The sequence below is a fragment of the Flavobacterium gelidicaeli genome, from assembly GCF_013294005.1.
GTDB lineage: Bacteria > Bacteroidota > Bacteroidia > Flavobacteriales > Flavobacteriaceae > Flavobacterium.
The window spans coordinates 184,202-198,334 of record NZ_JABSNK010000007.1; the positions used below are offsets into that span (position 1 = coordinate 184,202).

Genomic DNA, 14,133 nt, shown 5'->3' on the forward strand with positions numbered 1-14,133 from the left:
GGAATACCTAGCCCTGATAGAAGCGGCATCCTTTTTCTGGCTTTTTTGCCAGAAAAAGATACAGCGGATAGCAGGATTAGCTACAAATAAAATATAAAATGAACGTATATATAATTGGAATAGGATTGATAGGTGGTTCTATGGCGCTGGATATTAAAGCGGTGCATCCTGAGGCGGCTATTTACGGAATAGATACCAATAAAAGGCATGTTGACGAGGCGATTGCACTAGGTGTTATAGCGGCTGAAGGGAAAATGGAGGCTATTGCAACAGCAGATTTTGTAATTGTTTCAGTACCGGTAGATGTTGCATTAGTGGTTTTACCGCAAGTTTTAGATAGCATAGGAGAAAATACGATTGTTTTTGAAGTGGGTTCGACTAAGAGCCCAATTTGTGAAGCGATTGCAAAACATCCAAAAAGGAGGAATTTTATTGCGACGCATCCCATTGCTGGGACAGAATTTTCAGGACCATCAGCTGCGATTAGAGGATTGTATGAAGGGAAAACAAATATCATTTGTGAAGTAGAGCGTACGGCGTTTAAGTTGCAAGAGAAAGCATTGGATTTATTTAAGGCTATAGGAATGAGAATTCGTTATATGGATCCAAAATCGCATGATAAACATATTGCTTATGTGTCGCATTTATCACACATTAGCTCATTTATGCTTGGGAAAACGGTGATTAATAAAGAAAAACACGAGCAAGATATATTTGATATGGCAGGTTCAGGTTTTGAAAGTACAGTACGATTAGCTAAAAGTTCTCCAGCAATGTGGACACCAATTTTTAGACAAAATAAAGAGCAAGTTGTAGAGACGTTAGAAGAATATATTTCTAATTTAACGCAGTTCAAAGACTTGTTGATAAATGATGATTACGACGCTATTTTTGAAGAGATGGAAAGCGTAAATAGAATAAAAGAAATTTTGAACGGGATGAATAGTAAAAGGTAAGTCTGTTTAAACAGAATAATAGAGAACAACACATAAAAAAATAATAAAAATAATAAAATTAGAAAAGATGGAAAACAAGAAAGAAATGAGAAATTGGTTGAATGAATTTAATTTAACTCACCCATTTGTGATCGCGGGACCTTGTAGTGCTGAAACAGAAGAACAAGTATTGAAAATTGCACATGAATTGAAAGATTCGGACGTTAGTGTATTTAGAGCAGGTATATGGAAACCAAGAACTCGTCCAGGAGGTTTTGAAGGTGTTGGAGAAATAGGATTAAAGTGGTTGCAAAAAGCTAAGGCTGAAACTGGTTTGTTGATGGGGACAGAAGTTGCGACTGCTGCACATTGTAAATTAGCTTTAGAACATGATATTGATGTTTTATGGGTTGGAGCTCGTACTACAGCAAATCCATTTGCAGTGCAAGAAATTGCTGATTCATTGAAAGGAACTGATAAAATCGTTTTAATTAAAAACCCAGTAAATCCAGATATGGCTTTATGGTTAGGTGGAGTAGAGCGTTTGTATAATGCAGGAATTAAAAACTTAGGAGTTATTCATAGAGGTTTTTCTACTTACGAAAAAACAAAATACAGAAATATTCCAGAATGGCAAATTGCTATTGAATTGCAAAATAAATTTCCTGATTTACCTTTAATCATTGACCCATCTCATATTACAGGAAATCGTGAAATGATTCTTGAGGTAACACAAGAAGCATTAGATTTGAATTATGATGGTATGATCATTGAAACGCATACTGATCCAGATAATGCATGGAGTGATGCTGCGCAACAAGTAACGCCAGATACTTTAAAACAAATTTTCAAAGATTTAAGAGTTAGAAAAGTAAACGATGCTTCGGATGAATTTACTAATAAAATGACAAAATTAAGAGCTAATATTGATGTTCTAGATGCTAACTTATTAGAGTTATTAGGAAAAAGAATGAAAATCGCTGACGAAATAGGTCAGGTGAAAAAAGAAGCGAATGTTGCTGTGTTGCAAAATAAGCGTTGGAATGAAATTTTAGGAAAAATGATTCTTGAAGGAGAGAAAAAAGGACTTTCGGAAGAATTTGTTCTTAGAATGTTTAAAGCAATTCACCAAGAGAGTATTGGTCATCAGGACAAAGTGCTTAACGCATAATTACAGTCTGTATTTTATAAAATAAAACTCCACAACTTGTTTTTAAGCTGTGGAGTTTTTTTATGTAATTGGGGTTTAAAAACTTTAAACTTTATTTAGAGACTACAGAACAAACTTGAAACAAAATTTTATCTTTGCAACATGACAGGAATCGTTTATAAATCTACAGGAAGTTGGTACACCGTAAAATCAGATCAAGGAGATTTTATTGAGTGTAGGATGAAGGGGAAGTTTAGAATCAAAGGGATTAAGAGCACAAACCCTATTGCCGTAGGTGATGTGGTGGATTATGAATTAGAAGAAACTTCAGACACAGTAACTGGTACGATTCATCATATTCATGAAAGAAAGAATTATATTGTTCGTAAATCAGTAAATTTATCGCATCAGATGCATATTATTGCATCAAACATTGATCGCGTTTTTTTATTGATTACAGTAAATAATCCGCCAACTACTTTTAATTTTATTGATCGGTTTCTAATCACTGCTGAGGCATACGGAATAGAAACGGTTTTAGTCTTTAATAAAATTGACACTTTTGATGAAGCTACGCTTGATGAACAGTTGTATATGCAACATGTGTATCAAGAAATAGGTTATAAGTGCCTTCGGGTCTCTTCTACTGAAATGAAGGGGATTGAAGCCTTGAAAGAAATGATGATAGGCAAAGTAAGTATGTTTTCAGGGCATTCAGGTGTTGGTAAATCAACATTGGTAAATGCTATGGAGCCATCTTTACATTTAAAAACAAAAACTATTTCAGACGCTAGTAAACAAGGACAACATACTACCACATTTGCTGAGATGTATGATTTGTCATTTGATGCTAGAATTATAGATACACCAGGAATTAAAGGTTTTGGAATGGTAGATATGGAGCCAGCAGAAATAGGGGGGTACTTCCCTGAGTTCTTTAAATTGAAAGACCAATGTAAGTTCAACAATTGCTTGCATAAAGAAGAACCTAAATGTGCCGTTAAAGAAGCGTTGGATAGAGATGAAATTGCTTGGTCACGTTACAACAGTTATTTAAAAATACTAGAAGGAGACGAAGAGCACTATCGTACGGATATTTACAATGAAGACAGAGCTGAAAGTGATAAAACTAGAGGGTTATGAGAATTGTAATTCAGAGAGTAAGTACTGCTTCTGTAACAATTGAAGGCCAGGTGGTAGCCGACATTCAACAAGGCTTGCTAATTCTGGTCGGAATTGAAACGGAAGACAATCAAAACGATATTGATTGGTTGGTAGGTAAAATCACTAAAATTCGCATTTTTGAAGACGAAAGTCAAGTGATGAATCTATCCGTTCAAGATATTGATGGACAGGTTTTGGTTGTAAGTCAATTTACACTACATGCTGCAACCAAAAAAGGGAACCGCCCCTCGTATATAAAGGCCGCTAGGCCAGAAGTAGCAATACCACTTTACGAAGCATTTGTAGCAACACTTCAAAAGGAAGTCACTCAAGAAGTACAAACAGGGCAGTTTGGCGCCGATATGAAAGTAAGTTTGTTAAACGACGGTCCTGTTACGATACTCATAGATTCAAAAAATAGAGAATAATTAATATTGTGTGACATTAACTAGGACACACGGGAGAGCTCCGATTGTTATTGTAATTTGTCAGTACTGAAATAGGGATTTAGTTTCAATTTTTTATTCTGCATTATAATATTTATTAAACATTTTTACAAATGGGGTCGCTTGTTTTGGTTGTTCAATTCTCGTGCAATAATTAATCATCCATTCTAAGAAGGTTTGCGATGGATAAAAATTAAAACCTGTTTGAGCGGACAGTTTTTGAAAACTTTGTTCTACTAGTTCGGGTTTATTCACTGCTTCCTTTACTTTAATTAAATGATTTTCAAACAAAAACCGTAAACCATCATATTCTGCAGGAATAGATATGGTGCCATGATCTTCTTTTTCATAAAAATGAAATCCCCAACGAAGATTATTTGGTTTTTTAGTTTCTAATAAGTGCTTGAAGTTGTTAATTCCACGTTCCATATTTGTTGTTGCATCTTGGGCTATTACTTTATGTTGTGCCATTGCAATAAATACATTTCTTTTTTTAAAGTCGGTTGTTCCTAGTAGCGAGTCTGCTTGTTTATTTAAAAGTTCATCATCCCACCATAAACTAGGGTCTATGATGACATAAGCATTGAATAATTCGGTGTGATTTAAAAGGATATTTATAGCTGTTAATCCCCCAAATGAATGTCCATTTAATACTTTATAACCCGAGGTTCTAAAATTAGAATCAATGTAAGGCTGTAATTCCTCTGCGATGAAATTTATAAAAAGATTATTGCCTCCAGTTTGCTGTATTTTTTTGTTGTTTTTTGTAAAAAAAGATTGTTCGCCTGCAAGCGATGGGGTCAGATCTCGCGTTCTGTTGGTATTACAAATAGCAACTACAATCATTTGTGGAATGTGGGCATAGGGAGCTTTTGATAGCTCAGATGAAATTCCCGTAAAGGAATGAAAATTTTGTTCACCATCTAATAGGTAAACGACGGGATATTTTGCCAATTGGTACTCTTTATTGTTGTAAGCATCAGGAAGGTAAATCAAAACTTTTCGATCTTCATTTAGTATTTTTGAATGTAAAGTATGTGTAGTTCCAATGGTAATATTTTCTTGCGAAAATAAGGTCAGGGTATAAAATAAAAGTAAGGATAATGTGGATAGTTTTTTCATCTGTAGTATTTTAGGCAATGGATTTCTTTTTATTTCTTCTTCCGTACCAAATTAAAAATCCGGTAACAGGCAAGCAACTGCAAACTATTCCAACTATAAATGTTAGTGTTTTTCCAAGCCAACCTACCCAAAAACCAATGTGTAAGTTCATATTCATGTTGTCTATAGCTAGTCCGTTCATTAGTTGCATTGGAATTTCTACTTCTTTTCCGGTGTAGCGATTAATGAGGTACGTTTTTCCGTTTTCAATTCCTTTTAATCCTATGTCTTTCGCTGCGACAGCAAATAAGGTAGTAATACTATCTTTTTTAGGAACTGATAGCTTTACTTGTTCCACGGACGCATTTTTTTCAAAAAGAGCAGTTACTACTGGTGTTAAGGGGGAGAACGTTTTTGTTGGATTATATTCAGGACTAAGTTTTCTTATTTTAGTAAAGGGTTTCGATGTCCTATCAAGTATTTTATGAGTAATGTTGTTCAATGGTTTGTTCACCACGATTAAGCCTGTTACAGTAATCATTAGTGCAGGTAGTAGACTGTAAAAACCGGGTACGTTATGTAAGTCGTAATTTAAACGTTTGAAACTGGCATTTGTCTTTATCGAGAAGCTTTGCTTCTTAGTTGTCTTATTCCATTTTTTAGGCCACCATAAAATAATACCTGTAAGTAATTCGATTAAAAATATCCAGACTGCTATTTCTACAATCAATCCCCCTGCTTTACCAAACGGCATCTCTCCACTGTGAATATGAGCTACAATATAAAAAAAGTTATAGGCGCTTCCATTCGTGAGTGTTTTACCCGTGTAGGGATCCATCCACGTAAATTGTAAATTACGTTCCTTTGTATACGATCCCATTTTTACGGATCTTGTTGGGTCACGATACATAATATAATAACTAGGTATTCTATCAGGGTTTTCTTTTTTGAATGCAGAAATCAGTTCTTCTGGCGTCAGCCGTGTATCTTTTATTTCATTTACATATAAAGAATCGTAAGCTAAAGCATCAATTATAGGGTCACAGAAAACAAAAAGAGCTCCCGTTATTGACACTACGAAAACAATAATACCGGAACTAAGACCCAGCCATAAATGCAACCAAGCATTAAATGTACTCCAGCGGCTTTTTCTATTAGGGCTTCTTTTTCCCTGTTTTAAGATTGAATTTTTCATAAATAAGTTAAAAAACCAAACCAATCGCTTTTTGAGCGACTGATTTGGCCAAAAAAAAAATTAAAACTTGAACGTAACGTTTGCAACTAACTGTCTTGTAGGCATCATCGTTGCCCAGTAATCTGCGGACCAATATTCTTTATTAGCAATATTGTTTAATTTTAATCCAATTCTTAATTTAGGTTTTTCATAGAATACGGAAGCATCACAAACAGTATATCCATTTACTGTGAACGTATTCGCATCATTTATAAAGCTGTCACTTTGCGTGTTTCCACCAAAACCAAACCCTAAACCTTTGGCTTGACCATCAAGTATTTTATAGCTAATCCAAAGATTGGCTACATTTGCAGGTGTAGAGTAAGGTCTGTTTCCTTCCACAGAAGCATTTGCCTTAGTATATTTACTGTCATTGTAGCCATACCCTAAAATGATATGCAACCCTCTTGCTGGGTTAGCAATCAAGTCCGCTTCAAATCCTTTACTTTTTTGTGTTCCATCTTGAACAGAATATAAACTGTTATCTGGATCTGTACGTACTTTATTTTGTACAGAGATATCGTAGTAACTAAGTGTTCCGTTCAATTTCCCTTTCAACAGTTCTACTTTAACTCCGGCCTCAATTTGATTGGCTTGCTCGGGTTTAAAGTCAACTGTTTCGGTAGGGCTGGCGGCTGTTGTCGCTGGGGATACATTGTTAAATCCATTCATGTAATTTCCAAACAAGGATACTTTATCTTTTACCACTTGGTAGATCAATCCCATCTTTGGTGAAAAAGCATTTTGGTTGTAGTCGGATACTAAATTTTCATAATGATCAAAACGGATACTTGCCATTGCAATTAGTCGGTCTGAGACGTTAACGACATCAGAGGCGTAAGCGCTGGTTGTTCTTAGGTCTCTGTTATTCGCTGTCGTGGGAGCAGACATGGCAGCAATTAATGCTCGGTATTTCTCCATATTGATAAAAGCGGGATCTTCGTTTATTTTTACTACATCGTAGGAGTTTATTAGCCATCGGTTGTCATTGGTGCTAACATATGTGTAGTCTAACCCTACCAATAATCGGTTTCTAACAGATCCAATTTTATAGTCGCCAATAAAGTTTTGCTGTAATTGAGATGTTTTAAAAGTACTGTTGATGTTATACAAACGTCTTTGCAAATCCTCGTCACTGTTTATTAAAAGAAATAAGTAGTTGGCTTTGTTGTCTGTAAAGGCATTCGAAAAGTTGGTTTGTGACTCCCAAGTATCTGATAATCTGTATGTTAATTTTGCAAATACATTAGTGTTTTTGGCCTCATTTTGTAATTCATCAGTTGTGAAAGATCTTTTAAAATCAAATTGAAGGTCATTTAAACTATTAGCCGTTGTCGTTGTTCCAGATCCTAAACCTATTGAAGTAGAGTTTAAGCTTCCTTTGTATAATTCTAAATCAAAATCTAGCTTTAAACGGTCATTGATTTGATAAGCAAAAGAAGGAGTAATTACTACAGTACTGCTTTTACCATAATCTTGCCACGTTTTTTGGTTGTCAACGGCGGCATTTATGCGAAATAACATGGTTTTATCTTCATTAACAGGGGTATTAATGTCTACAGTAGTTCGACTTAATGCCCAACTTCCGGTGGTGTAGCTTACTTCACCTTTAAAAGTGCTAAAAGGTTTTTTGGTTACACGGTTTATTAAACCTCCGTAGGTAGTTAAAGTAGAACCAAATAAAGTTGCAGAAGGGCCCTTAATGACTTCTATGCTTTCCAAATTTACAGGATCGCTTAAGGTAACCCAGTTAGTACTCATTCCGTTACGAATGGAGCCAGCTGCAGATGCACCACTAAAACCACGCATTCTGATGCTTAAACCCACACCACCAGAACCCACACTTTGTGTTATATTGCTCAATCCGGGTGCCGTTTTCAAAGCACTTTTAAAATCAACGGCAATTTGCTCTTCAAAAAGTTCTTTTGGTACAACCGTGTACACTTGCGGATTCTCTAAATTGCTAATGGGTAGTCGTGATACATAACTACTCTTTTTCTCAGCAAATTTTTGTGCTGCCGAAACTACTATGACTTCTTCAAGTTGTTTTAATGACGTTTTAAGTTCAATTTTGATTGCTGCAGTTTGATCTTTGATAACAGAAACGGTAGTACTTGCAGTTTCATAACCAGAAAGGCTAACCTTTAAAGTGTAAGTCCCTTCATTTAAGTTGTTGATAGTGAAATTTCCTTCACTATCAGTGAATACTGATACAGCGGTCTCAGTTACCAAAACAGTTGCTGATTTACCTATGTGATGGTCTGCTGTTAATACTTTACCTGTAATGGTTCCTGCTTTCAATTGTGCTTGTGAAAAACTAGTGAACAGCAGTGAAAAGAATAATAGTAGGGGTAAAATTGTTTTTCGTTTCAGTTTTTTACAAAAAATCATATTATACTTATTTAGATTTATTAAAAATAGTTAAATTTGTGCAAAAATAAACGATAAGTAAGTCAGTAAACTATCGTAAAACGGATTAAAATAAACGCAAAACGGATTATATGAAAACGATTATGAAGAGTATTATTTTTAATGATAACACCGTTGTTGTGACCAACCCTATTCCAATAGGGAATGAGAAATTTATAGAGAAAACGTCTCGTATTGATAGCAATGGGATTGTTGGAACAAATGCAGATACTCGTTTAAACGGAATTCACCTTGTAAGTCGTGATGTTAAAATTAGTAGTGGTTCCTATGAAATGGAAATTGAACATGATTTTTCATTCATCAAGTTGCATTTTGAAATTGAAGGAGACAATAGGTACACACCCGAAAACCCCGATGAACAATCAGTGTATATTCCAAGCGGACATTACAACTTATTTTATCTCCCTAAAATAAAAGGGAATTTGAGATATGAAACTAAAAAAAGAAAGACTCTCGAAATTACATTTACCGCTGCATATTTAATGGAATTATTCTATCCTAATTTTGAGGGAACTGTACCCTTTTTAGCGGAAGCAATAAATGAAGAGAAAGCTTTTACTATGTGGAATACTAGTAAAAGTATCTCACCTAAATTGTACAACTTGATAGAAGATATCTTGCAATGCAAATATCAAGGTAAGATAAAAAAAACGTTCTTAGAATCAAAAGTAGTCGAAATGTTATCCCATTTGTTTTCCTTAATTATTAATAATGACGCTATTGAAAAAACGACAAAGATTAGTTTAGAAGATTATAGAAAGATTGAAGCTGTAGAAAATATGCTGCAAAAAGATTTTAAAAAAAAACATACTTTGAAAAGTTTAGCAGTAGGTGTGGGACTGAATGATTTTAAAATTAAAAAATATTTTAAACTTATTTATAAAACTACTGTATTTAAATTTTTGACTGAAATAAGGATGGAGTATGCTAAACAGTATTTAATAGAAAATGATATTTCGATAGCATTACTATCAGAAGACTTAGGATACAAAAACCCGCATCATTTTACAGTAACTTTCAAAAAACATTTTGGGTATTTGCCTAGTAAATTAAAAAATAAATAATTCATTTAATTTTAATGAAGCTGTTAATAGCTGTATTTTTGCTTTGATCATTTTAACCAAATTTAAAAAATTATGAACTTAAAAGATTCCCAACTAGACGTAGACAACTGGATCAAAGAACACGGTGTTCGTTATTTTAACGAACTTACAAATATGGCACAACTTACGGAAGAAGTAGGAGAGGTTGCTCGTATTATTGCACGTCGTTACGGAGAGCAATCTGAAAAAGAAAGCGATAAAAACAAAGATTTAGGCGAAGAATTAGCCGATGTTGTCTTTGTGGTGATGTGTTTAGCAAATCAAACAGGTATTGATTTGCAGGCAGCCTTTGATAAAAAGATGGATTTAAAGTCAGTTCGTGATAAAGACCGCCATAAAAACAACGATAAACTAAAATAATGTTATAAGTAGTTATAAAACTTTGGCGGCAACTTTATTTAAAATAAATTTGTAGAACAGACCAATCAATATTTTTAAAATGAATTTATTATTACAAACTGATCATTCCAACTTACAAGCTAACATAGCGGTTACAGGATCAAAAAGTGAAACCAATAGGTTGTTATTATTACAAGCATTGTTTCCAAAAATCGCATTAGCCAATACTTCAAATTCTGATGACAGTGAAGTAATGCAAAAAGCATTAGAAAGTAAAGATTTTTCCAATTGTCAAGAAATAGATATTCATCACGCGGGAACAGCAATGCGTTTTCTAATTGCATATTTCGCCTCAAGAGAAGGTCGCGAAGTAGTGCTTACAGGGTCAACCCGAATGAAAGAACGTCCTATTAAAGTTTTGGTTGACGCTTTACAACAATTAGGTGCTCAAATTTCATACGAGAACGAATCGGGTTATCCACCAATAAGAATAAAAGGCCAAGACATTATCGCTTCAAAAGTGAGCATGAATGCCAATGTAAGCAGCCAATACATCTCAGCACTTTTATTAATTGCTCCAACATTAAAAAACGGAATAGAATTAACTCTTGAAGGCGAGATAACTTCAATTCCTTATATCAAGATGACTTTAGCTTTGCTAAATGATTTGGCTATAAAAACTAGTTTTGAAGGAAATGTAATTAAAGTATTTCCGGTAGCGACTGTTGATGCTAAAGTAATGACTGTGGAGTCTGACTGGAGTTCCGCTTCTTACTTTTTTAGTCTAGTAGCTTTGGCTGATTCCGCTTCTATAAAAATTAGTAGTTATAAAGAAAATAGTTTACAAGGAGATTCTGCCCTAGTAGGTATTTATAAAGAATTAGGTGTTGACTCTCATTTTGAAAACAATACGTTAACCTTAACTAAAATAGCTAATTTTAACCATAAAATAGTCAATTTCGAACTAAACAACACGCCAGACATTGCGCAAACAATAGTGGTTACCTGTCTGGGTCTGGGTATTGGTTGTCATTTGACAGGCTTACATACCTTAAAAATTAAAGAGACAGACCGTTTAGAAGCCTTAAAAATTGAACTAACAAAACTAGGAGCAAATATCTCTGTTACTAATGATAGTTTAACGCTGGAATCTACAACAGTAATCAATCAAAATATAAAAATTGCAACATATAATGACCATAGAATGGCAATGGCATTTGCTCCACTGGCTTTAAAAGTGCCCATAATTATAGAAAATGCTGAGGTTGTGTCTAAATCCTACCCTGATTTTTGGGAAGACATGAAAAAATTAGATTTTAAAGTAGCTCAAATTCAATAAAAAACTACAGTGTTTACAAGGCATTCGTCAATTCTATAGTGATTTTTAAATAATAAAACTAAATTAAACACTAAAATACTTGACAACGCCTATTCCACAGTCGTATATTTGCATCCGCTTAGTTATTTGTTTTTCAATTAACTTTTTGTCACCCTGAGCATCGTCAAAGGGTTAACTCTAATATAAAATATAAATGAAATTATCACATTTTCAATTTGATTTACCAAAAGAACTTCTTGCTGAATTCCCTTCAGAAAACAGAGATGAAGCACGTCTTATGGTTATTGATCGTAAAAAACAAACTATCGAACATAAAATGTTCAAAGATGTAATTGATTATTTTGATGATGGGGATGTTTTAATCTTGAATAATACTAAAGTTTTTCCAGCACGTTTGTACGGAAATAAAGAAAAAACGGGAGCAAGAATCGAAGTTTTCTTATTGAGAGAACTTAACGCAGAGCAACGCCTTTGGGATGTATTAGTAGATCCAGCACGTAAAATCAGAATTGGAAATAAATTATATTTTGGTGATGATGATTCATTAGTAGCTGAGGTTATTGATAACACAACTTCTCGTGGTAGAACGTTGCGTTTTCTTTACGACGGTTCTTACGAAGAATTCAGAAGCAAATTAACAGAACTTGGAGAAACTCCAATTCCTAAATATATCTCAAGAGAAGTAACTCCCGAAGATGCGGAGCGTTACCAAACAATCTATGCTAAAGAGGAAGGTGCAGTTGCAGCTCCTACAGCAGGATTACACTTTTCTAAACACCTATTAAAAAAATTAGAAATCAAAGGAATTAAATTTGCTGAGGTAACACTTCACGTAGGTTTAGGGACTTTTAACCCAGTTGAGGTTGAAGATTTATCTAAACATAAAATGGACTCAGAAGAGTTAAAAATCAATCAAGAAGCTTGTGATATTGTAAATGATGCAAAAGCTAATAAAAAACGTATTTGTACAGTAGGAACTACTTCTATGCGTGCTGTTGAAAGCTCTGTATCATCTCACGGAACATTGAATCCATTTGATGGTTGGACAAATAAATTTGTTTTTCCTCCTCATGAATTCACTATTCCTACTTGTATGATAACTAATTTCCATACACCTAAGTCAACGCTATTAATGATGGTTTCCGCTTTTTGTGGTCACGATTTGATGAAAAAAGCGTACGCTATAGCAATCGAAGAGCACTATAAATTCTACTCTTACGGTGATGCAATGTTGATTATCTAAAAAACCATAAAGGTTAATTCATTAAAAATCTCGTCAGTAAATTGGCGAGATTTTTTTTTGCTCCATTCCTACTTAAATTTGGGCGTGACCCAAAAGGGTCGGGCTATTGTTACAATCTTTTTTTAATTCCGCTACCGCTACATTATAAAAAAAGATTTCCACGACTATCCCTCACGCAAAACCTTGCTCTTAATAACGTACATTGTTAAAGATTGGAATAAATTTCATTCCAATTTGTAATATTACTTGTCAAAATAAACACAATTGATTTTTGTTAAAGCTATAAAACCCATTTGATAGCCCGCTTTTAATTGTTATTTTTACAAAACAAAAATTAAAATATGACTTTCGAAAATACTAAAGCTTTTGCGCAACAATTAGATTCGCAAGACAAACTACATAATTACAGATCAGAATTTATTTTCCCTAAAGTAAACAACAAAGAAGTTGTCTATTTTACAGGAAACTCGCTGGGTTTACAACCAAAACGGACTAAAGCCTATGTTGATGAAGTGATGGATGATTGGGCAAATCTTGCTGTAGAAGGTCATTTTTATGCCGAAAAACCTTGGTGGGATTATCACGAACGTTTTGCCGCGCCACTTAGTAAAATAGTAGGCGCTTTACCTAGTGAAGTTACCGTTATGAATACACTAACGGTGAATCTTCATTTATTGATGGTTTCTTTTTACCAACCTACTGCAACGCGTTTTAAAATCATTTGCGAAGAAAAAGCTTTCCCTTCTGATCAGTATATGTTTCAAAGCCAAGTTGATTTTCACGGCTATGCACCCGAGGATGCTATTGTAGAAATCAAACGCAGAGAAGGAGAACATAATATTCGACTGGAAGATGTGCTCGCTAAAATTGAAGAAGTAGGAGATGAGCTTGCTTTAGTCTTAATAGGTGGTGTTAATTATTACACTGGTCAAGTTTTTGACATGAAAACAATTACCGCTGTTGGTCATAAAGCAGGGGCAAAAGTAGGTTGGGACCTTGCGCATGCAGCAGGAAATATTAAACTAGAATTGCACGATTGGGATGTGGATTTTGCCGCATGGTGTAGTTATAAATATATGAATTCAGGACCTGGTAATGCTTCCGGAGTATTTGTGCATGAAAAACATCACAATGCTAACTTACCTCGATTTGCGGGTTGGTGGGGACATAATAAAGAAAGACGTTTTAAAATGGAGCCTAAGTTTGACGCGGTTCACGGTGCTGATGGCTGGCAAATAAGTAATTTACCCGTTTTATCACTTGCACCCTACTTAGCCTCAGTAGATATGTTTGCAGAAATTGGAATGGATGCTCTAATAGAAAAAAGAAATAAAATAACTTCGTATCTAGAGTTCATTCTTCAAGAAATTGACAAAGAAGTTGATAGTAGTTTTGAGATAATTACTCCTTCTAATCCATCAGAAAGAGCAAGCCAATTGTCAGTTTTATTACATGGAGAAGGACGCAGTTTGTTTGATTACTTAATGGAAAACGGAGTCATTGTTGATTGGCGTGAGCCTAATGTGATTCGGTTAGCGCCCGTACCGTTATATTGTTCTTTTGAGGACATGTATAATTTTGGACAAATATTAAAACAAGGAATTTTAAAATAATAGACAAAGCCCCCATTTTCATTGTTGAAAATGGGG

At 34.5% G+C, this 14,133-nt stretch carries 12 protein-coding genes; 9 read left to right on the top strand and 3 right to left on the bottom strand.

Going from position 1 to position 14,133, the window contains the following annotated elements; translation table 11 throughout:
• The first annotated feature begins 98 nt into the window (after positions 1-98).
• The 4 genes from HNP99_RS12300 to dtd all read left to right on the top strand — a co-directional run bounded on the left by HNP99_RS12300 (position 99) and on the right by dtd (position 3,677).
• Positions 99-956: a prephenate dehydrogenase gene (locus tag HNP99_RS12300; RefSeq protein ID WP_173853684.1), complete on the top strand. Its 858-nt coding sequence runs from the start codon at positions 99-101 to the stop codon at positions 954-956.
• A gap of 67 nt (positions 957-1,023) precedes the next feature.
• Positions 1,024-2,106, top strand: coding sequence for a bifunctional 3-deoxy-7-phosphoheptulonate synthase/chorismate mutase type II (locus HNP99_RS12305; RefSeq protein WP_173853685.1), 1,083 nt, complete (start codon positions 1,024-1,026; stop codon positions 2,104-2,106).
• A gap of 141 nt (positions 2,107-2,247) precedes the next feature.
• On the top strand, positions 2,248-3,228 hold the full coding sequence (rsgA, locus tag HNP99_RS12310) for a ribosome small subunit-dependent GTPase A (RefSeq protein WP_173853686.1): 981 nt from the start codon (positions 2,248-2,250) through the stop codon (positions 3,226-3,228).
• Positions 3,225-3,677, top strand: coding sequence for a D-aminoacyl-tRNA deacylase (gene dtd / locus HNP99_RS12315; protein ID WP_173853687.1), 453 nt, complete (start codon positions 3,225-3,227; stop codon positions 3,675-3,677). The genes rsgA and dtd overlap by 4 nt, the downstream gene beginning before the upstream one ends.
• Before the next feature lie 93 nt (positions 3,678-3,770).
• On the opposite strand, the gene HNP99_RS12320 is transcribed toward dtd, so the two are convergent.
• Genes HNP99_RS12320 through HNP99_RS12330 form a run of 3 tightly spaced genes read right to left on the bottom strand, consistent with a single transcriptional unit; the run spans position 3,771 to position 8,421 of the window.
• Positions 3,771-4,817 (bottom strand): alpha/beta hydrolase, encoded by a 1,047-nt coding sequence (locus HNP99_RS12320; protein WP_173853688.1) that lies wholly within the window; start codon positions 4,815-4,817, stop codon positions 3,771-3,773.
• 10 nt (positions 4,818-4,827) lie between these two features.
• Entirely contained in the window at positions 4,828-5,991 is a 1,164-nt protein-coding gene (locus tag HNP99_RS12325; protein ID WP_173853689.1) for a PepSY-associated TM helix domain-containing protein, read from the bottom strand.
• A gap of 60 nt (positions 5,992-6,051) precedes the next feature.
• Positions 6,052-8,421, bottom strand: coding sequence for a TonB-dependent receptor (locus HNP99_RS12330; RefSeq protein ID WP_173853690.1), 2,370 nt, complete (start codon positions 8,419-8,421; stop codon positions 6,052-6,054).
• Between the two features lie 110 nt (positions 8,422-8,531).
• Between HNP99_RS12330 and HNP99_RS12335 the strand changes: the two genes are divergently transcribed.
• The 5 genes from HNP99_RS12335 to kynU all read left to right on the top strand — a co-directional run bounded on the left by HNP99_RS12335 (position 8,532) and on the right by kynU (position 14,097).
• The gene (locus tag HNP99_RS12335) at positions 8,532-9,524 is read left to right on the top strand and encodes a helix-turn-helix domain-containing protein (protein ID WP_173853691.1); all 993 of its coding nucleotides are present in this window, start codon (positions 8,532-8,534) and stop codon (positions 9,522-9,524) included.
• Positions 9,525-9,596: 72 nt separating this feature from the next.
• Complete coding sequence (locus HNP99_RS12340) at positions 9,597-9,923, top strand: nucleotide pyrophosphohydrolase (RefSeq protein ID WP_173853692.1); 327 nt, start codon at positions 9,597-9,599, stop codon at positions 9,921-9,923.
• A 79-nt stretch (positions 9,924-10,002) separates the two neighbouring features.
• Positions 10,003-11,241: a 3-phosphoshikimate 1-carboxyvinyltransferase gene (locus HNP99_RS12345; protein ID WP_173853693.1), complete on the top strand. Its 1,239-nt coding sequence runs from the start codon at positions 10,003-10,005 to the stop codon at positions 11,239-11,241.
• 193 nt (positions 11,242-11,434) lie between these two features.
• Entirely contained in the window at positions 11,435-12,484 is a 1,050-nt protein-coding gene (gene queA / locus HNP99_RS12350; protein ID WP_173853694.1) for a tRNA preQ1(34) S-adenosylmethionine ribosyltransferase-isomerase QueA, read from the top strand.
• 341 nt (positions 12,485-12,825) lie between these two features.
• Complete coding sequence (kynU, locus tag HNP99_RS12355; protein ID WP_173853695.1) at positions 12,826-14,097, top strand: kynureninase; 1,272 nt, start codon at positions 12,826-12,828, stop codon at positions 14,095-14,097.
• Positions 14,098-14,133: the final 36 nt, after the last annotated feature.

What these genes read in the sequence shown, in the direction of transcription:
- HNP99_RS12300 (WP_173853684.1), top strand. Translation starts at nt 99, where the DNA reads ATGAACGTATATATAATTGGAATAGGATTGATAGGTGGTTCTATGGCG.
- HNP99_RS12305 (WP_173853685.1), top strand. Translation starts at nt 1,024, where the DNA reads ATGGAAAACAAGAAAGAAATGAGAAATTGGTTGAATGAATTTAATTTA.
- rsgA (WP_173853686.1), top strand. Translation starts at nt 2,248, where the DNA reads ATGACAGGAATCGTTTATAAATCTACAGGAAGTTGGTACACCGTAAAA.
- dtd (WP_173853687.1), top strand. Translation starts at nt 3,225, where the DNA reads ATGAGAATTGTAATTCAGAGAGTAAGTACTGCTTCTGTAACAATTGAA.
- HNP99_RS12320 (WP_173853688.1), bottom strand. Translation starts at nt 4,817, where the DNA reads ATGAAAAAACTATCCACATTATCCTTACTTTTATTTTATACCCTGACC.
- HNP99_RS12325 (WP_173853689.1), bottom strand. Translation starts at nt 5,991, where the DNA reads ATGAAAAATTCAATCTTAAAACAGGGAAAAAGAAGCCCTAATAGAAAA.
- HNP99_RS12330 (WP_173853690.1), bottom strand. Translation starts at nt 8,421, where the DNA reads ATGATTTTTTGTAAAAAACTGAAACGAAAAACAATTTTACCCCTACTA.
- HNP99_RS12335 (WP_173853691.1), top strand. Translation starts at nt 8,532, where the DNA reads ATGAAAACGATTATGAAGAGTATTATTTTTAATGATAACACCGTTGTT.
- HNP99_RS12340 (WP_173853692.1), top strand. Translation starts at nt 9,597, where the DNA reads ATGAACTTAAAAGATTCCCAACTAGACGTAGACAACTGGATCAAAGAA.
- HNP99_RS12345 (WP_173853693.1), top strand. Translation starts at nt 10,003, where the DNA reads ATGAATTTATTATTACAAACTGATCATTCCAACTTACAAGCTAACATA.
- queA (WP_173853694.1), top strand. Translation starts at nt 11,435, where the DNA reads ATGAAATTATCACATTTTCAATTTGATTTACCAAAAGAACTTCTTGCT.
- kynU (WP_173853695.1), top strand. Translation starts at nt 12,826, where the DNA reads ATGACTTTCGAAAATACTAAAGCTTTTGCGCAACAATTAGATTCGCAA.